This window comes from Streptomyces sp. CBMA291 (assembly GCF_014596525.1).
In the GTDB taxonomy this organism is placed as follows: Bacteria; Actinomycetota; Actinomycetes; order Streptomycetales; family Streptomycetaceae; genus Streptomyces.
This window is the reverse complement of record NZ_MSJP01000040.1, coordinates 78,127-95,416: the sequence shown is the minus strand read 5'-3', so window position 1 is coordinate 95,416 and position 17,290 is coordinate 78,127. Positions and strand designations below refer to the sequence as shown.

Sequence of the window (17,290 nt, the reverse complement as noted above, 5' to 3'; positions counted from 1 at the left end):
GTCCTCCCCGCCCCCCCGTGGCCTCCCCGCTCTCGACCTGCGGGGACCGCGCTCGTCCGCCACGCTTGAACCATGAAAGACGAGCAGATCCTGGACGACATCGGCGCGCTCGTGGAGGAGGAGCGGGCCCTGCGCGGGCGTACCGGCGGCCTCCTCCCCGAGGAGAAGACCCGGCTGACCGAGCTGGAGGTCCGGCTCGACCAGTGCTGGGACCTGCTGCGCCAGCGCCGCGCCAAGGCCGAGTACGGCGAGGACCCGGACAGCGCCGCCGTCCGCCCGGCCGGCGAGGTCGAGTCCTACCGCAACTGAGACCCGGGGCGGGACCCCGCCCCCGCCGGACGTACGTTGGTGGACATGGCACGACCCGCAGGTCCCCCACGGCCGCCCCGGCCCGTACGGCTCGGCCCGCCCGGCTGGCTCACCGCCGGGCTGCGGCCCGGCCCCGCGCCGATCCCCCGCGCCGCCGTCCTGCGCGCCTCCGTCGCCCTCTCCGTGCCGATCGCCGTCGGACTCGCCGCCGGGCAGCCCGCCTACGGGGCGCTCGTCTCCATGGGCGCCCTCTCCGGGGTCATCGGCGACACCGCCGACGCGTACCGGATGCGGATCTACAACATCGCCGTCCCGCAGCTCTTCGGCGCCCTCGGCGTCACCCTCGGCACCCTCGTCTTCGGTCAGGGATGGCTCGCCGTCGCCGCGCTCACCCTGGTCGCGCTGGTCTCCGGGATGATCTCCTCGATCGGCGCGGTCGCCTCGGTCTCCGGCCTTCTGCTGCTGCTCAACGCGGTCGTCGGCGCCGGACTGCCGATGCCCTCGCCCTGGTGGACCGCGCCGCTCCTGCTCACCCTCGGCGGCCTGTTCGTCCTCGCCCTGACCCTGCTCGGCTGGCCCTTCCGCCGCGCCGCCCCCGAACGCGCCGCCGTCGCCGCCACCTACCGCACGGTCGCCGACCTCTACGAGGCCACCGGCACCCCCGCGTACGAGGAGAAACGACAGGCCGTCACCGCCTCCCTCAACCAGTCCTACGATCTGATCCTGGCCCACCGCACGCGCGGGCACGGCCGCTCGTCCTCCCTGGTCCGGCTGCTCGCCCAGCTCAACGTGGTCATCCCGCTCGTCGAAGCCGCCCCCGCCGCCCACCTCAGGGCCCTGCTGCACGGCCCCCTGCCCGAAGCGGTCCCGGCGGCCGTACGGGAGCTGGCCGACGCCGTCGAGGAGGCCCGCACCGGCGCCCCCGACCTCGCCCTGCCCCCCGCCGAACGGCCCGCGGAGAAGGCCGTCGACCACGCCCTGCGGCACGCCGCCACCATCGTCCTCAAGGCCGAACCCGACCCGTACAACGTCGACGACCGGCTCGGCAGACCCGCCGCGCTCGGCGTCCGCGCCCGCCGCGCCGCCCGCACCGTCCTGTTCTCCGAGGCGTCCTGGCGGTACGGGCTGCGGCTCGCCCTCTGCATCGGACTCGCCCAGGCACTCGTCTCGCTGATCCCCGTCCCCCGCTCCTACTGGGTCGCCCTCACCGTCACCTTCGTCCTCAAACCCGACTTCGGCTCGGTCTTCTCGCGCGCCGTGCTCCGCGCCTTCGGCACCGCCCTCGGCCTGGTCCTCGCCGCCCTCGTCCTCGCCGAGGTCCCGCGCGGCTGGTGGGACGTGCCCGTCATGTGCGTGCTCGCCGCCCTCATCCCGGCCTTCTCCGCCAAGGGATACGCCTTCCAGACCGCCGCCATCACCCCGGTCATCCTGCTGCTCTCCGACACCCTCAACCGGCAGGGCTTCGACCTGGTCCTGCCCCGCCTGTACGACTCCCTCATCGGCTGCGGCATCGCGCTCATCGCCGGATACCTGCTCTGGCCCGAGTCCTGGCACACCCGCATCGGCGACCGCCTCGCGGACTCCGTCACCGACACCGCCGCCTATGTGGCCCGCGCCTTCACGCCCGAGTCCGCGGACCCCGCCGCCCGGGGCGCGCGGCTGCGGGCCCGCCGCAAGCTCTACCGCGACCTGTCCGCCGTACGCTCCGAGTTCCAGCGCGCCCTGACCGAACCGCCGCCCACCGGGCCCCGCGCCGCCGCCTGGTGGCCGCTCGTCGTCGCCGTCGAACGGATCGTGGACGCCACCACCGCCGCCCGGATCCGCGTCGACCACGGCGCGCCCCCGCCCGCGCCCGCCGAGGTCGCCGCCGTCGAGCGGGAGCTGCGCGGACTCGCCGAGGGCGTACGCGCGAGCGCCACCCTCACCGAGGTACGCGCCGAGCTGCCCGGCGACGAGAACGGAGTCCTCGCGCCGCTGCGCCACGAGGTCCGGGCCGCCCGCGCCATCACCGGCCCCGACCTGCGATGACCCCGCTCCGGCGGTCTCCGGCAGGGGCTTACCGACGGTCACGTAACGGAACCCTCCCCACCGCCGTCACCGTCCGCGCACCGGGCGACTACGATGCGCTCGACCCACCGTGATCCGCGCCCACCGTCCCCGGCAACCGGTCGGGCGGACGGGCCACTTCGCCCTGCCCTACCAAGGCCCGGCCCCGACCTGGCCAAGGCCTGACCCCGGCCTGACCCCGGCCTGGCCTTGACCTGACCGAGGCCCGACCACCGCCCGACCCCGGCCCGACCGCCACCCGACCCCGCCCTGACCGAGGCCCGACCACCGCCTGACCCGCCACCCGGCCAGGGCCCGACCACCGCCCGACCGTCGGCCGACCAAGGCCCGACCACCGCCCGACCCCCGCCGGACCGCCGCGCCCCGAGGACCCGCCATGCGCACCACCACGAACAGAGGGCTCCAGCCCAATGTCCTCGGCACCTTCGACACCATCGTCATGGCCGTCGCGGGCAGCGCGCCCGCCTACTCGCTCACCGCGACCACCGCCGTCCTCTTCAGCGCCGTCGGCTACGCGGGACCCGGCGCCCTGCTCTACTGCGCGGTCCCCATGTTCGGCATCGTCCTCGCCTACGCGCGCCTGGGCCGGATCGACGTCAACGCGGGCGCCGGATACTCCTGGGTGGGCCGCACCCTCCACCCCTTCCTCGGCTTCCTCTGCGGCTGGGCCCTCGTCTTCGCCGCCACCGTCTTCATGGTGGCGGGCTCGCTGCCCGCCGGATCGCTCACGCTCTCCCTGCTCGACCAGGACCTGGCCGGGGACACCACGCTCTCCGCCCTCGTCGGCGCGGGCTGGTTCCTCGTCATGCTGCTCATCGTCCTCGGCGGCACCCGGCTGACCGTGCGGGCGCAGCTCGTCCTGTCGGGCGTCGAGATGCTGATCCTCGGCGGGTTCGTGCTCGCCGCCGTCGTCCACCGGGGGCGGGCCACCGCCTTCGACTGGTCCTGGTTCGCCGTCGACGGCTTCGAGGGGACCCACGGCTTCGCCGCCGGAGCCCTCATCGCCGCCTTCTACTACTGGGGCTGGGACGTCACCAGCAACCTCAGCGAGGAGACCAGGAACAGCAGGCGCACCGCCGGGCTCGCCGCCCTCGTCGGCGTCGGCTTCGTCTTCCTGCTCTTCATGGCCTTCACCGTCTCCGTGAACATCCTGCTCTCCGCCGAGGAGATCCGGGCGGCGGGCCCCAACATCCTCGCCGTCCTCGGCCAGGAGATCTGGCCCGGCGTCGGCGGCAAGCTCCTCGTCGTCGCCGTCCTCCTCTCCACCGTCGCCACCCTGGAGACCACCCTCCTCCAGGTCACCCGCTCGCTCTTCGCGATGGGCCGCGACCGGACCCTGCCCGCCGCGCTCGGCGCCGTGCACCGCCGCTGGAACACCCCGTGGGTCGCCGTCCTCACCGTCGGCGCCGCCGCCCTCCTCATGTTCACGGCCGCCGCCGCGGCCAAGGGCTCCCTCCAGCAGGTCCTGCGCGACGCCGTCTCCGCCATCGGCCTCCAGATCGCGTTCTACTACGGGCTCGCCGGGCTCGCCGCCGTCGTCGCCTACCGCTCGCTGCTCCTGCGCTCCGTACGGAACCTGGTCCTCGGCGGGCTCTGGCCGCTGTTCGGCTCCGGCTTCCTGCTGTGGGCCTTCGTCCAGTCCCTCGGCGCCCTCTCCACCACCGCCCTCACCATCGGCCTCGGCGGGCTGCTCCTCGGCGTCGTGCCGATGCTCGTCTACTGGCGCAAGGGCAGCGGCTACTACCGCCCGGCCCGGCTCGACGCCGCCGCCGTGCTCGCCGCCGCCGACGCCTCGGTCCCCGCCTGCCGTCCGCGCACGGACGGCAGGGACAAGAGCTACGCCACGGACTTCTGAGAGGAGACCCCCGATGCGCGTACGCCGCCGTTCGGCACGCTCGGCGCGCGCGGCCCGGTTCACCCCCGACTTCGACCCGGACTTCGGGGACCGCGCACTGACCGAGGCCCGACACGACATCGTCATCGGCCGCTGGCAGGGCGTACGGGACCTGCTCGCCGCCACCGGCGACCACTGGGCGCGCCGCACCCACCGGCTGCGGCTGCTCTCGCACGCGGCCGCGGGCAGTTCCACCGTGGAGACCTGGCGGGCCGCCGAACCGGGCAACCCGGACGCGGCCGTGCTGCGGGCGGCGACCGAGGTCGTACGGGTCTTCGACGCGGCCATCGCGGCCGGCCGGGGCGCCGTCGTCGACCGGGCCCGGATCGACTCCGCCGTCGACGCCTGCCGGTGCGCGGCCGAGGCGGCGCCCGCCGACCCGATGCCGTGGGTGTCGCTGCTCTCCGTCGCCCGGCTGTACGCGGGCGGGGTGCCGCGCCGGGACCTGCGGCGCTGGTTCGACGAGCTGCGGCGCCGGGACCCGTACAACACGGAGGGGCACATCCAGGTGCTGCGCTACTGGTCGGCACGGTGGCACGGCACGCACGGCAGCATGTACGACTTCGCCCGCGACGCGGCGGGCGTGGCGCCGCCCGGCTCCCCGCTGCCGGTGCTCGTCCAGGTCGCCCGGGTCGAGGAGTACCGGTACATCGCGGACGGGGCGCACGGGCGCGGCCCGGTGCGCGGCTTCGACCAGCACTGGAAACACGAGCTGGCGGTCACCGAGCTGCGGCGGACGCACGCGCGCTGGATCGGCGGCCGGGAGCCGGGTCTGCCGGTCGCCCCGGAGGAGGTCGCCGAACTCAACTTCCTGGCGCACGCGGCCTGTTACGCGGGCCAGCGGGAGCTGGCCCGGGAGCTCCTCGGGATGCTCGGGGCGCGGGCGGCGTGGGTGCCCTGGGCCTACACCGGGGACCCCGAGGAGCAGTTCGGAAGGTTCCGGCAGGCCATGGGGGTGGAGTAAAGGTTTCTCCACCCCCGGGCCGTGCCGTACCGCTGGGGGCTCAGACGCCGATGTCGTCGCCGTCCGTGCGCCAGACCGCCACCACCGACGGGCGGACGATCCTGCCGGGGCCGTCGGGCCAGACCGAGGCGGGCTTCTCGACGGAGGCGCCGTCGATCTCGCCCGGGTGCTGCACCGCGACCAGGACCCGGCGGTCCTGGACGAGCGGACCGCAGGTCTCGGCGCCCCTCGGCACGGTCAGGAACTGCTTCAGCTCACCGCGCCGCTCGCCGTGCGTGGCCACGCCGAACAGCCCGTCGTGCGAGCCGAGCTGGTTGCCGTCGGTGGAGATCCACAGGTTGCCGTGCGGGTCGAAGGCCACGTTGTCCGGGCAGGAGATCGGGGAGACCTTCTCCTTGGGGAAACCCGCGAAGTAGGTGGCCGGGTCGTTCGGGTCGCCCGCGACCAGGAAGAGACGCCAGGCGAAGCCGTCGGCCGCCGGGTCGTCCCAGTTCTCCGCGAGTTCCAGGATCTGGCCGTGCTTGTTGAGGTTGCGCGGGTTGGCCTCGTCGGCGGGCGCCTTGCCGGGCTTGCCGCGGTCCGTGTTGTTGGTGAGGGCGATGTACACGCGGCCGGTGCGGGGGCTCGGCTCGACGTCCTCGGGGCGGTCCATCTTCGTCGCGCCGACCTTGTCGGCGGCGAGCCGGGTGAAGACGTACACCTCCTCGGCGCTCATGCCGGGGACGTGCGAGACGTTCCCGGTGGCCAGCGGGATCCAGCTGCCGGTGCCGTCGAACTCGCCGTCGGAGGGCAGCTTGCCCGTGCCGTCGATCTCGGCCGCCGGGGAGTCGCCGGTGAGCCGGGCGACGTACAGGGTGCCCTCGTCGAGCAGGGTCAGGTTGTGCTCGCGGGCGGCGCGCGAGTTCCCCTTCTTCATCCGCTTCGAGGAGACGAACTTGTAGAAGTAGTCGAAGCGCTCGTCGTCGCCCATGTAGACGACCGGACGCCCGTCGTCGGTGAGCCGGGGCTGCGCCGCCTCGTGCTTGAAGCGGCCGAGCGCGGTGCGCTTGCGGGGCGTGGAGTCGGGGTCGTACGGGTCGAGTTCGACGACCCAGCCGTGCCGGTGGGCCTCGTTCGGCTCCTGCTTCAGGTCGAAGCGCTTGTCGAACCGCTCCCACTTGCGCTCGGTGGCGCCGGTGCCGATGCCGTAGCGCTTGTCGGTGGCGCTGGAGCCGTTGGCGAAGTACTGGTTGAAGTTCTCCTCGCCGTGCAGGGTCGTGCCCCACGGGGTGGTGCCGCCCGCGCAGTTGTTCAGGGTGCCGAGGACCCGGCGTCCGCTCGGGTCGGCGGAGGTGCGCAGCAGCGCGCTTCCCGCGGCGGGACCGGTGACCTCGAACGGGCTGGTGGTGTGCAGCCGCCGGTTGAGGCGGTGGCGGACGACCGGGGTGAGCTTGCCCGTACGGCGCTCCTCCTGGACGACGACGACGGAGAGGCCGTGCGCGGCCCAGGCGATCTCGACCTGCTCGCGGGTCGGGTTCGCGGGGTCGTAGCCCCGGAACATCAGGTTCTCGTCGGTGTACTCGTGGTTGGCGACGAGGACCTGCCGGTCGTGCTCGCCGGGGAGCGGCAGCAGGGAGAGGAAGTCGTTGTTGTAGCCGAACTGACCGGCCTGGGCCTTCGCCGACTGCTTCTCGGAATCGAAGGCGGGCGCGCCGCGCAGGATGGGCTCGCCCCAGCGGATGACCACGTTCTGGGAGTAGCCGGCGGGGACGGTGACCTGGTCGGCGGTGTTGGGCGCGACCGGGGTGAAGCGCAGCCCGCGGGCGCCGTCGGCCTTGCCGTGACCGTGACCGTTGCCGTTCCCCTGTCCCTTCCCGGGCTTCGCCGGGTGGGCGGAGGCCTCGGGGGCGGTGCCGAGGGCGAGGGCGCCGCCCGCAGCCGAGGCGACCGTCACGAGGGCGGCGGCGCGCAGGGCGGACCGGCGCGAGAGGACGCCCGCGATGACGTCGCCGACGTACTCGTTGGCGCTGGTGTTGGGCACCTCGTGGAAACAGGCGTCACCGCAGCGGTAACGGCACGTGAGAGCGGAACGGCCGCCTCCGTGCGGGTGGGTGCTCAACAGCGGCAGCAGCTTGCGCACTTCGTCCTCCTCGGGCGCGGACCGCGCCGCCCCTGGTGTCGGGATTGCTTCGGCCGCGACGCTAGGGCCGCACGTCTGCCCGGGGACGGCGGCGGGGTGAACGACGTGTGAACGCACAGCGGCCGTGGGCGACCGGGTCACCGGAGAGGGACAGGACGGCCGCTAACCTTACGTATCCGTCCTGGCCAGGGATGAAAGCCCCGAAACGCCCGTACGGACCACCATCACAAGCACCCCACTCATGCGAAAGGGTTCGCCCATGGGTATTCGGAGCATGCTGCGCAAGGTGTTCGGCCGGGACCGCGAGGACTCCCCGACGACCTCCGTCCCGCCCCAGACCCGTGAGACCCCCACCACGGAGACCACACCCTCCCAGGAGGCCCCGGAAACCAAGGCCCGCCAAGCGGCGGACGACCTGGTGGCGGCCTCCTTCGACAACCCCCAGATCCCGAGGGCCCGCGCGTCTTCGGGGAAGGGGACGGTTGTGCCTGCGGCGGCTGAGGTGGCTGAGGTGGCTGAGGCCGGGGCTGAGGTTGTGCCTGCGGCTGCGGCTGCCGACGTGGCTGAGGTTGTGGCCGCGGCTGCGGCTGGCGATGTGGCCGAGGTTGCGCCTGCGGCAGATGTGGCTGAGGTTGTGGCCGCGTCGGCGGAGACGGTCGCGGCCGAGGTGGAGACCGACGCGTCGGTGACCGCTGGGGACACGTCCGACACGCCGGAGGCCGTCGAGGCCGAGGCGGACGCGAAGGACGACACGCCGGTGGCCGAGGCGGGTGCGCCGGAGGCGACGGAGTCGGTGGAACCGGCGGTGGATACGACGACGGACGCCGTTGCGGACGCCCCTGCGGACGCGGATGTCGTTACGGAGACCGAGCCGGTCGCCGAGGTCGAGCCGGTCACGGTGGACGAGCCGGTCGCCGAGGCGGAGCCCAAGGCGGGTGCTGCGGAGACCTCGGAGCAGCCGGAGGCCGAGGCTGTCACGGAGCCGGTGACGGAGACGGCCACCGAGCCGGAGGCCGTAAACGCCGCCGACACCGACACCGACACCACCGACACCGCTGCCACTGCCGCTGCCACTGCCACTGCCGCCGAGGAGACCGAGCCGGTCGCCGAGGCCGAGCCGGAGGCCGTCGCCGTACCGGAATCGGAGCCCACCGAGGCCCCGGAGCAGCCGGAGGCACAGGTCACGGAGGCGCAGGCCACAGAGCCGGAGGCCACCACCCACCAGGCTCCCGCCCCTACCCCCGCCCTCCCCCTCCCCCGGCTCAAGGCCCTCGCGCCGCACCTCGCCGACGCCTACAAGGCGGCCGGGGCGCAGTTGCGGAAGCAGGGGCTCGTGGGGAGCCGGGCGGCCGTCTATCTGGTGGTCGACCGGTCGGGTTCGATGCGCGGGTACTTCAAGGACGGTTCCGTGCAGCGGCTGGCCGAGCAGGTCACGGCGCTGGCGGCGCATCTCGACGAGAGCGCGTCGGTGACGACGGTGTTCTTCTCGACGGACATCGACGGCACGGTCGAACTGACTCCGGCGACGCTGACCCCCACCCATGTGGAGGAGGTCAACGCGACGCTCGGCCGGCTGGGCCGTACGAACTACCACCGTGCGGTGGAAGAGGTCCTGGCCCACCACGCGAAGGAGGACCCGACGCGGCCCGCCCTCGTGGTCTTCCAGACGGACGGCGCGCCGGAGTCGAAGACGGCGGCGGCGCAGGCGCTGGCCGAGGCGGCGGACCGCCCGCTGCACTGGCGGTTCGTGGCCTGGGGCGAGGCGGACAACAAGGCGTTCGACTTCGTGCGGAAGCTCGACGGCACTCCGCGTACGGCGACGTTCCTCGCGGGTGCGACGCCGGTCGAGACGGCGCACCCGGCGTTCTACCGGGGGCTGCTGGCCGGTCTGGAGTTCTGAGCGGGTGCGGTGGTGTGGACGGTGACCGACCGGGTCACCGTCACACGGGGTCACGGCCCCTGCGCGCAGGTTTATCAAGGTGAGGGGAGCATCCCGCGACCGTTAGGATTTCGACCATGGCGGCCACTGGATCCGAGAAGCAGGGGGCGAAGGCGTTTTACGTCACGACCCCCATTTACTACGTCAACGACGCTCCTCACCTGGGCCACGCCTATACGACCGTCGCAGGCGACGTGCTCACGCGCTGGCACCGTCAGCGCGGCGAGAAGGTGTGGTTCCTCACCGGCACGGACGAGCACGGTCAGAAGATCATGCGCACGGCCGAGGCGAACGGCGTCACGCCCCAGGCCTGGTGCGACAAGCTCGTGGACGAGGCGTGGAAGCCCCTCTGGGAGCACCTGAACATCGCGAACGACGACTTCATCCGCACCACGCAGAAGCGTCACACGGACCGCGTCCAGGAATTCGTGCAGGACCTGTACGACAAGGACGAGATCTACAAGGGCGGCTACGAGGGCCCGTACTGCGTGGGCTGCGAGGAGTACAAGCTCCCGGGCGATCTCATCGAGGCGGAGGACGGCACGAAGCTGTGCGCCGTCCACAAGAAGCCGGTGGAGATCCTCAAGGAGGAGAACTACTTCTTCAAGCTGAGCGAGTACGGCCCGAAGCTCCTTGAGTTCTACGAGGCGAACCCGGGCTTCATCCAGCCGGAGTCGGCGCGCAACGAGGTCGTGAACTTCGTCAAGCAGGGCCTGGAGGACCTCTCCATCTCGCGCTCGACGTTCGACTGGGGCGTCCCGGTGCCGTGGGACGAGAAGCACGTCATCTACGTGTGGATCGACGCGCTTCTGAACTACGCGACGGCCGTCGGCTACAACGAGAACCCGGCGAAGTTCGACGAGACGTTCCCGGCGAACGTGCATCTGATCGGCAAGGACATCCTGCGGTTCCACGCGGTGATCTGGCCGGCGATGCTGATGGCGCAGGGCCTGCCGGTGCCCGGCCGGGTCGCGGCGAACGGCTGGCTGATGGTCGGCGGCGAGAAGATGTCGAAGTCGAACCTGACGGGCATCAAGCCGCAGGACCTGACCTCGCACTTCGGCGTGGACGCGTACCGCTGGTACTTCCTCCGGGCGATCGCGTTCGGGCAGGACGGCTCGTTCTCGTGGGAGGACTTCACCGCCCGGTACACGTCCGAACTGGCGAACGACTACGGCAACCTCGCCTCGCGCGTGGCGGCGATGGTCGGCAAGTACTTCGGCGGGGCGCTGCCCGCGTCGGAGGCGGACGGCGAGGCCGAGACGGCGGTCCACGAGGGACTGGCGAAGGCGGTCGCGACGGCGGACGCGAAGATCGGCGAGGAGCTGGACTTCCAGGCCGGCATCCTGGCGATCTTCGACTTCGTGAAGCAGGTCAACGGCTACATCACGGAGCAGGAGCCGTGGAAGGTCGCGAAGGACGAGTCGGCCGAGGGCCGGGCGCGTCTGGCGACGATCCTCTACACGGCCGCCGAGTCGCTCCGCGCGGTGGCGGTCCTGCTGAACCCGGTCATGCCGGAGACCTCGCAGGCCCTGTGGGAGTCCCTGGGCGCGGAAGCGTCCCTGGGCGCCCTGTCGGACCAGCGGGTCCAGGACGCGGGCACGTGGGGCACGCTCCCGGCGGGCGCGACGGTGACGAAGGGCGCGGTGCTGTTCCCCCGCCTGGAGGAGAAGAAGGACTGACGTCCACGCGCTGGACGTACGCGAAGGCCGCCGCTCCCTTTCCGGGGGCGGCGGCCTTCGCCGTACGGCCCCCGGCCCGGTCGGCCCCTGCGACCATGGGCCCATGGGCAAGCACTCCCGACCCGGACCGCCGAACCAGCCGTCGCGCGCCGTCCCGCGTATCGATGCCGGCGACCCGCTCGCGGCGTACGAGAAGCGGCGCCGCCCGCCGCTGGACATCTGGCGTCGGCACCGCCCGCTGCACGGCGGCGGCAGCCACCTCCGGCCGCACGCCCCACGGGCCCTGGAGGAGTGGAACGGATTTTCGTACGAGCCCGTGGGCACCGCCGCGAACCTCGCGGAGGCCCGGCGGTGGGCGAACGAGCGGACATCCGAGGGCGAGTCGACAGCGTGATGACCCCGACGCAGCCGAAGCCGAAGGCCGCCGCGCCCTTTCCGAGGGCGGCGGCCTTCGCCGTACGGACGCCTCAGCGGGCCGCGTACGGGAGGAATCCAGCCCAGGCGCCGGGGGTGAGCGCGAGCTGCGGGCCGTCGACGCACTTGGAGTCACGAACATGGACCGCGCCGGGGGCGGCGGCGACCTCGATACAGGAGTCGCCCTCGCTGCCGCTGCTGTAGCTGCTCTTGAACCACGCCAGCTCGGAGGCGTCCCCAGCGGGGGTGTTGCGGATCATGTCTCTCCCAACGGTCGCTTGGTGAACGATGTCGTCACGCCAGGGCGTACGAGACGAAACCTGCCCAGGCGCCGGGCGTAAGCACGAGCTGCGGGCCATCGACGCACTTGGAATCACGGACGCGAACCGTGCCGGACGCGGCGGCGAACTCGACGCAGGAGTCACCCTCGCTACTGCTGCTGTAACTGCTCTTGAACCAGGCCAGTTCGGAGATGTCCCCGGCCGAGGTGCTTCGGATCACGTCTCTCCCCTCTCTTGCGCCTGGGCGTACGAGACGAACCCCGCCCACGCGGCCGGGTTCAGCGCGAGCTGGGGACCGGCGAGGCTCTTGGAGTCACGTAGGCGGACCACGCCGGACGCGGCGGCGACCTCGATGCAGGACTCGCCGTCGTTGCCGCCGCTGTAGCTGCTCTTGAACCACGCCAGTTCGGAGGAGCCCCCGACCGAGACGCTTCGGACCATGTCTCTCCCCACCGTTACGCCAGGGCGTACGAGACGAACCCCGCCCACGCACCCGGCGTGAGCGCGAGCTGCGGCCCGCCGACGCACTTGGAATCACGAACACGGACCACGCCGGGCGCGGCGGCGACCTCGACGCAGGACTCACCGTCGGTGCCGCTGCTGTAGCTGCTCTTGAACCACGCCAGTTCGGAGGCGTCCCCGGCGGAGGCCTTGTGGATCATGTTTCTCCCAGCAGTTGCTCGATGAAGGCCAGCGACTCCCTCGGCGAGAAAGCCTGCGCCCGGATGGTGCCATATCGCAGCTCAAGGATGCGGAGCTGCCTCGGGTCAGTAACCGGACGGCCGCTGAACGCTCCATCGGAACGTCCCACCGCCGTACCGTCCGGGAACTTCAGCAGCTCGATCCTGCCGTCCAGACCAGGGTGGGCCTCAGTGTTCGTCGGCATGACCTGAAGCGTGACGTTGCGCAACCGCCCTACCTCCAGAAGATGTTCGAGCTGCCGTCGCCACTTCATTGTGCCCCCAACCTGCCGGCGAAGCGGCGCCTCTTCCAGCACGAAATGGAGGGACGGAGCCGGGTCCCGCTCGAAGACCGACTGCCGGGCCAGACGGGCAGCCACCATTCGGTCCACATCGTCCGGCGAGTACGGGGGCTGCGCCGCCTCCATCGCGGCCCGGGCATGCTCCGGCGTCTGCAACAGCCCGTTGATGCTGTTGCACTCGTACACCCCGATCTCGACCGCCTTGCCCTCCATCTTCGCCAGGTCTCGAACCTTCTTCGGATACCGGACCTTCGCCACGTCCTCCTTCATGGCCGAGAGCAGCCCGCCCGCCCCCAGGACCTCGTCCGCCCTGTCCAGGAACTCGGGCCGCGGGATCCGTTTCCCGCTCTCGATCTTGTAGATGAGGTCCTCGCCGTAGCCGGTCGCCGTGCCCAGCTCGGCGGCGCGCATGCCCACCGTCTCCCTCCGCAGCCTCAACTGCCGCCCCACCGTGGCGACTACGGCCACACCCCAGTCATCGTCCGGATCGACCTCCCAACCCGGCTCGTCCGCTTCGGTCTTGAGTCGCTGTGTCCCGCCGTCCACCGACATTCCGCACCTTTCCCTCGCCGCTCCGTGGCGCGATGCCCCTACCCCTGAGGAAGGCCCGGACAGCCCGGACAGCAGTGGACAAGCGCCGGACAGTGACTCTACGTATCAGCCGAGTCACTAGGCACGGTACTCAAGCGCGGCCACGCTCGGTGCCGTGAATCAGCAGAACACCACCCAAGTCAACACCCCCACCGGCCACTTCAGCGTCCTCCTGTCGCCCACGCCTCGCGGAGCCCGGCTCGCCCGGCTGCTCGCCGTCGCGTGGATGCGGAATCACGAGCTGCCGTACGGCGTGACGGAGGCGGCCACCCACGTCGTCGCCGAACTCGCCGCGAACGCGGCCACGCACGGCCGGGTCGCCGGCCGGAGCTTCCGGCTCGGGCTTCTGGCGCGGCCGGGCGTCCTCCGGATCGAGGTGACCGACACCCGGGGAACCGAACTCCCGCGCCCCCAACAGCCCCGCCTCGAACGCGATTCCGGACGCGGCTTGTTGCTCGTCGAGGCGCTGGCCGACCGGTGGGGCGTGGAACCCGGACCCGTACCCCGGAAGACGGTCTGGGCGGAGCTCGATCTCGTGTGATCACGGCGTACGTCACGGGTTCGAGGGTCCCGGAATCGCCGCCACCGAACGATATTCGAACAGTTCTCACCGGGACCCGGTTTCCCGAGTTTCGGTGGCTCGGGTGACTACCACCAAAGAAACAGGGAGGGAAAGGAACCCCGCCAAACCCCACCCTTTCCCTCCCGGAAAAGGCGGCTCACCCGCACGGGTGAAAAACCCCAACTCGATTAGCATCCGAGCGGGTTGGGTGATCTATGGTCGGCGCATCAGAGCACGGCGCAGAAATGCGTCGGCCCCCGCCAGGACGGCAACCCCGGCGAGGGCCTGACCAGAGGGACTCAACAGATCCCTCATGGCCTCATCTCACGAGGAACCACTACCTTCCCCATGGACGTCATGAACACTACCGGGTACGCCGCCTCCGCGTCGGGTAACAACGCCAAGAACCACTCTTCCAGGGGGACTTCCGGCGGAATCATCCACGACAACTACCGGCACACCTCCCACTTCACCGTCGTCGGCAACCACCTCGCCCAGAACACCGACCTGTCACTGACGGCGATCGGCCTGTCGACACACATCCAGTCGGTGCCCGACGGCACCCCCGTAACGATCAAGAGCCTCGTCGGCCGGTTCCGCGAGGGAGCCGTCGTCATCGCCTCCGCCATGCGCGAGCTGGAGTACTACGGCTACCTGCGCCGCACCCGGGAACGGACTCCGGGAGGAAAGATCGTGAGCCGCACGGTCTCCTGCAACTTCCCGGCGGCCAGTGGCCACAGGCCGGGGATCGGCCGGGTGAAGGCCGAAAGGAACGCAAGGAATAGGCCGCTCGCCGCCCCAAGGCCCCAGGTCATCCCCTACGAAGCCCCCGAAGTCCCCTCGCCGGAGCTGGGCGAGGCGGTCTGGGGAGACGGGGGCTGGGGTGGGATGGACGCGAACGTCGGGGGCTGGGGTGGCGCGGACGGGGACCTCGCGGACGGGGGCCGCGTGGATGGGGGCCTCGCGCACGGGGACATCGCGGACGGGGAGGGTGCGGACGGGGACCTCGCGGACGGGAAGGGTGCGGAGCCGGAAAGCCCCGAGCCGGAAGAGGCCGCCCCGGAAACCGCGGACCCCGACGTAACGGATGTCACGGCCCCGGCCGGCCCCGAGCCGGAAGCCGTAGGGACGGATTCCGCGGGGAGCCGCGGGCGCGAGAAGACCGCCCCACGAAGGCACGCACAGCGGATGCCGACACGGTCGGCCCGCGAGCCGAAAGCACCGCCCCGGTGGGCGGCACAACGCCCGAGGAACCGACGCCCGGCCCTGCCGCCCGTACCGGCACCGGGGTACTGCGATGCCGAGCTTCTCCGACAGGCCGAGGGGATGCTCGCACGCCTCTGCCACACCGACCCCCGCCTGCTGCTCTCCGCGGAGGAAGCCGCCCACCTCGCGCCCGGCGTGGTCGCCTGGATGGAACGCGAAGTGCCGCCGGAGCTGGTCGGACGAGCGCTGGCCCATGCGCTCCCGCGCGAGCCCCTGTACCGCCCGGCAGCCTTCCTGGCCCACCGGCTGACGGCCCAGCTCCCACCCCTGCCGTACTTCCGGACCCCGAAGCCACCGCCACCGCCACCGCTCCCCCTCCAGAACTGCGACGTCTGCGACCGCGCCTACCGGGGCGAGGAACCAGGGACCTGCGGCGCCTGCACGCCACCGGATCAACGGGCGAAGAATCCGCCGCCGCCGGGACTTCCGGGTCCGCTTCCGAGCCCTGGCCGCGCCGCCGCGAGCACACCGATGCCGTACGGCTCCTCTTTCGTCCCGGAAGGACGCAGAGCCGACCGCAGCCGGCCGGAGGACCCGCCTGAACGCCAGTCCCCCGATGAGGACTGGCTGTGACCAACCGGCGCTTCCCGAAGCCCGACCACCAAGAGAGCAGGCCCTTCCCGATGGAAAACCAGAACACCGGCGCCCAGGCGCCCGACCCGGCCTGCGACGTGGCCGAGAACCACCTCTCCGAGCCGGAGCCCTACGGACTCATCCACGACGACAGCCCGCCAACGGCTCCGTTCACGGTGGTGGACAGCCATCCGGCGCAGCACGAGAAACGGTCGCTGACGGCCATCGGCCTGGCGGTGCACATCCAGTCGCTGCCCGCCGGATCGTCCGTGGACATCACGTCCCTCACCGAGCAGTTCCCGGAAGACCGGACCTGGATCCCGCACGCCCTGCGGGAGCTGGAGGCCCACGGCTACCTGCGACGCGACAGGGTACCCACGCCGAACGGCAAGCTCACCACCCGTACGGTCTGGCGCAACCAGCCGGGCCACCCGTAGACCGGCCGTCCCGGGGACCACGTACGCGACCAGAGGCCGGGCAGCCGCCCGGCCAGGAAAACCTGGAGGGATCCGGCGGCCCTGGACCTCCCCTTCCACACCCCCTGCCTCCTACCTCTCCGAGGAAATCCGCGACGGAATCCGCGACGAAGGCCGCGACGAGGACCGGGCGCAGGGCAGTGCCGAAGCCCTGCTGATCGTCCTGGAACAGCGCGGGCTCACCGCATACCGCTCGTGCCAAACCAAGGAACCCGATGGTCAGCTCTCCCCATGAGGCGATGCACCGCCTCTTCCAGCACGACACCCGACTGTTCAGCCGCCTGTCCGTACGGCTGGGGCTTCCCCTGCCGCCGCCCATCGACGTCACCGTCCTGCCCACCGACCTCACCGAGGCGAGCCCCGTCGAGCGGCGGGTGGACACCCTGCTGCGGCTCGACAGCGCCGAGGACGGCTCCCTGCTGCTCGCCATCGAGGCGCAGGGCAAGAAGGACCCGTCGAAACCGGCCAGCTGGGCGTACTACACCGCGTACCTCTGGACGAAGTACCGGCTGCCGACCGCACTGCTGGTCGTCTGCCAGGACCGCGCGACGGCGGAATGGGCCGGCCGGCCGGTGAGCAGCGGGCCCTCGCACATGCCCACACTGACCGTGCAGCCGGTCGTCGTGGGCCCGCACAACATGCCGAGGATCACCGACCCGGCCGAGGCGGGCGCCGACCTGGCGCTGACCACTCTGTCGGCCATCACGCACGCGGCCGATCCGGAGATCGATGTGATACTGAAAGCACTGTCCGCCGCACTGCGGGACGTCCCCGAGGACGTCGCCGACCCGATCGTCGAATTCACCGCACAGGGCCTGGGCAACCGCCCGGCCAGGGAAATCTGGAGGAATCTGGTGGCCGTGGACCTCTCCTTCTACACCTCCTACCTCTCCGAGGAAATCCGCGACGAAGGCCGGGCGGAGGGCCGCGACGAAGGCCGGGCGCAGGGCAGTGCCGACGCCATACTGATCGTCCTCGAACAGCGCGGGATCGCCATCACCGACGCCGTACGCGAACGCGTCCAGCAATGCGACGACCCCGCCGTCCTTCGCCACTGGCTCACCCGGGCAGTCACCGTCACCACCGCCAAGGAAATCTTCACGGACGAGGAAGCCTAGAGCGCACCTTCCGGGCCGGGCCGGGCCTACGGCAGCGGGCAATCACGGCCCGG

The 17,290-nt window shown here is 71.7% G+C and carries 17 protein-coding genes; 11 read left to right on the top strand and 6 right to left on the bottom strand.

Annotated features, from left to right (window positions below; genetic code table 11):
- The first annotated feature begins 72 nt into the window (after nucleotides 1–72).
- From BU197_RS11325 to BU197_RS11310, 4 genes are all read left to right on the top strand, one after another.
- On the top strand, nucleotides 73–309 hold the full coding sequence (locus tag BU197_RS11325) for a DUF2630 family protein (protein WP_188268110.1): 237 nt from the start codon (nucleotides 73–75) through the stop codon (nucleotides 307–309).
- Nucleotides 310–354: 45 nt separating this feature from the next.
- The gene (locus BU197_RS11320) at nucleotides 355–2,337 is read left to right on the top strand and encodes an FUSC family protein (RefSeq protein ID WP_188268109.1); all 1,983 of its coding nucleotides are present in this window, start codon (nucleotides 355–357) and stop codon (nucleotides 2,335–2,337) included.
- A 415-nt stretch (nucleotides 2,338–2,752) separates the two neighbouring features.
- Nucleotides 2,753–4,231 (top strand): APC family permease, encoded by a 1,479-nt coding sequence (locus BU197_RS11315; RefSeq protein ID WP_188268108.1) that lies wholly within the window; start codon nucleotides 2,753–2,755, stop codon nucleotides 4,229–4,231.
- Nucleotides 4,232–4,244: 13 nt separating this feature from the next.
- Nucleotides 4,245–5,234 carry a hypothetical protein gene (locus BU197_RS11310; protein ID WP_188268107.1) on the top strand — a complete coding sequence of 330 codons (990 nt, stop codon included), beginning with the start codon at nucleotides 4,245–4,247 and terminating at the stop codon, nucleotides 5,232–5,234.
- 40 nt (nucleotides 5,235–5,274) lie between these two features.
- Here the strand turns inward: BU197_RS11310 and BU197_RS11305 are convergent, their stop codons facing one another.
- Entirely contained in the window at nucleotides 5,275–7,353 is a 2,079-nt protein-coding gene (locus tag BU197_RS11305) for a PhoX family protein (protein WP_188268106.1), read from the bottom strand.
- A gap of 622 nt (nucleotides 7,354–7,975) precedes the next feature.
- On the opposite strand from BU197_RS11305, the gene BU197_RS11300 reads away from it, so the two are divergent.
- The 3 genes from BU197_RS11300 (at nucleotide 7,976) to BU197_RS11290 (ending at nucleotide 11,368) form a co-directional block, all read left to right on the top strand.
- Nucleotides 7,976–9,253, top strand: coding sequence for a VWA domain-containing protein (locus tag BU197_RS11300; protein WP_317452242.1), 1,278 nt, complete (start codon nucleotides 7,976–7,978; stop codon nucleotides 9,251–9,253).
- Between the two features lie 116 nt (nucleotides 9,254–9,369).
- Nucleotides 9,370–10,974: a methionine--tRNA ligase gene (gene metG, locus BU197_RS11295; RefSeq protein WP_188268104.1), complete on the top strand. Its 1,605-nt coding sequence runs from the start codon at nucleotides 9,370–9,372 to the stop codon at nucleotides 10,972–10,974.
- Between the two features lie 103 nt (nucleotides 10,975–11,077).
- Nucleotides 11,078–11,368, top strand: coding sequence for a DUF6087 family protein (locus BU197_RS11290; RefSeq protein ID WP_188268103.1), 291 nt, complete (start codon nucleotides 11,078–11,080; stop codon nucleotides 11,366–11,368).
- Between the two features lie 73 nt (nucleotides 11,369–11,441).
- Here BU197_RS11290 and BU197_RS11285 read toward each other — a convergent pair whose 3' ends face one another.
- From BU197_RS11285 to BU197_RS11265, 5 genes are read right to left on the bottom strand one after another with little or no spacing between them, the layout of a single operon-like run.
- The gene (locus BU197_RS11285; RefSeq protein ID WP_188268102.1) at nucleotides 11,442–11,648 is read right to left on the bottom strand and encodes a DUF397 domain-containing protein; all 207 of its coding nucleotides are present in this window, start codon (nucleotides 11,646–11,648) and stop codon (nucleotides 11,442–11,444) included.
- A 34-nt stretch (nucleotides 11,649–11,682) separates the two neighbouring features.
- The gene (locus BU197_RS11280) at nucleotides 11,683–11,889 is read right to left on the bottom strand and encodes a DUF397 domain-containing protein (protein WP_188268101.1); all 207 of its coding nucleotides are present in this window, start codon (nucleotides 11,887–11,889) and stop codon (nucleotides 11,683–11,685) included.
- Entirely contained in the window at nucleotides 11,886–12,110 is a 225-nt protein-coding gene (locus tag BU197_RS11275; protein ID WP_188268100.1) for a DUF397 domain-containing protein, read from the bottom strand. Before BU197_RS11275 ends, BU197_RS11280 begins: the two co-directional genes overlap by 4 nt.
- A gap of 14 nt (nucleotides 12,111–12,124) precedes the next feature.
- Nucleotides 12,125–12,331 (bottom strand): DUF397 domain-containing protein, encoded by a 207-nt coding sequence (locus tag BU197_RS11270; RefSeq protein WP_188268099.1) that lies wholly within the window; start codon nucleotides 12,329–12,331, stop codon nucleotides 12,125–12,127.
- On the bottom strand, nucleotides 12,328–13,203 hold the full coding sequence (locus BU197_RS11265) for a helix-turn-helix domain-containing protein (RefSeq protein WP_188268098.1): 876 nt from the start codon (nucleotides 13,201–13,203) through the stop codon (nucleotides 12,328–12,330). The genes BU197_RS11270 and BU197_RS11265 overlap by 4 nt, the downstream gene beginning before the upstream one ends.
- Before the next feature lie 154 nt (nucleotides 13,204–13,357).
- Between BU197_RS11265 and BU197_RS11260 the strand changes: the two genes are divergently transcribed.
- The 4 genes from BU197_RS11260 (at nucleotide 13,358) to BU197_RS11245 (ending at nucleotide 17,237) form a co-directional block, all read left to right on the top strand.
- Nucleotides 13,358–13,783 (top strand): ATP-binding protein, encoded by a 426-nt coding sequence (locus BU197_RS11260; RefSeq protein ID WP_188268097.1) that lies wholly within the window; start codon nucleotides 13,358–13,360, stop codon nucleotides 13,781–13,783.
- A 378-nt stretch (nucleotides 13,784–14,161) separates the two neighbouring features.
- Nucleotides 14,162–15,643, top strand: coding sequence for a hypothetical protein (locus tag BU197_RS31295; protein WP_188268096.1), 1,482 nt, complete (start codon nucleotides 14,162–14,164; stop codon nucleotides 15,641–15,643).
- A gap of 50 nt (nucleotides 15,644–15,693) precedes the next feature.
- The gene (locus BU197_RS11250) at nucleotides 15,694–16,080 is read left to right on the top strand and encodes a hypothetical protein (protein ID WP_188268095.1); all 387 of its coding nucleotides are present in this window, start codon (nucleotides 15,694–15,696) and stop codon (nucleotides 16,078–16,080) included.
- A gap of 254 nt (nucleotides 16,081–16,334) precedes the next feature.
- Complete coding sequence (locus BU197_RS11245) at nucleotides 16,335–17,237, top strand: hypothetical protein (protein WP_188268094.1); 903 nt, start codon at nucleotides 16,335–16,337, stop codon at nucleotides 17,235–17,237.
- Nucleotides 17,238–17,290: the final 53 nt, after the last annotated feature.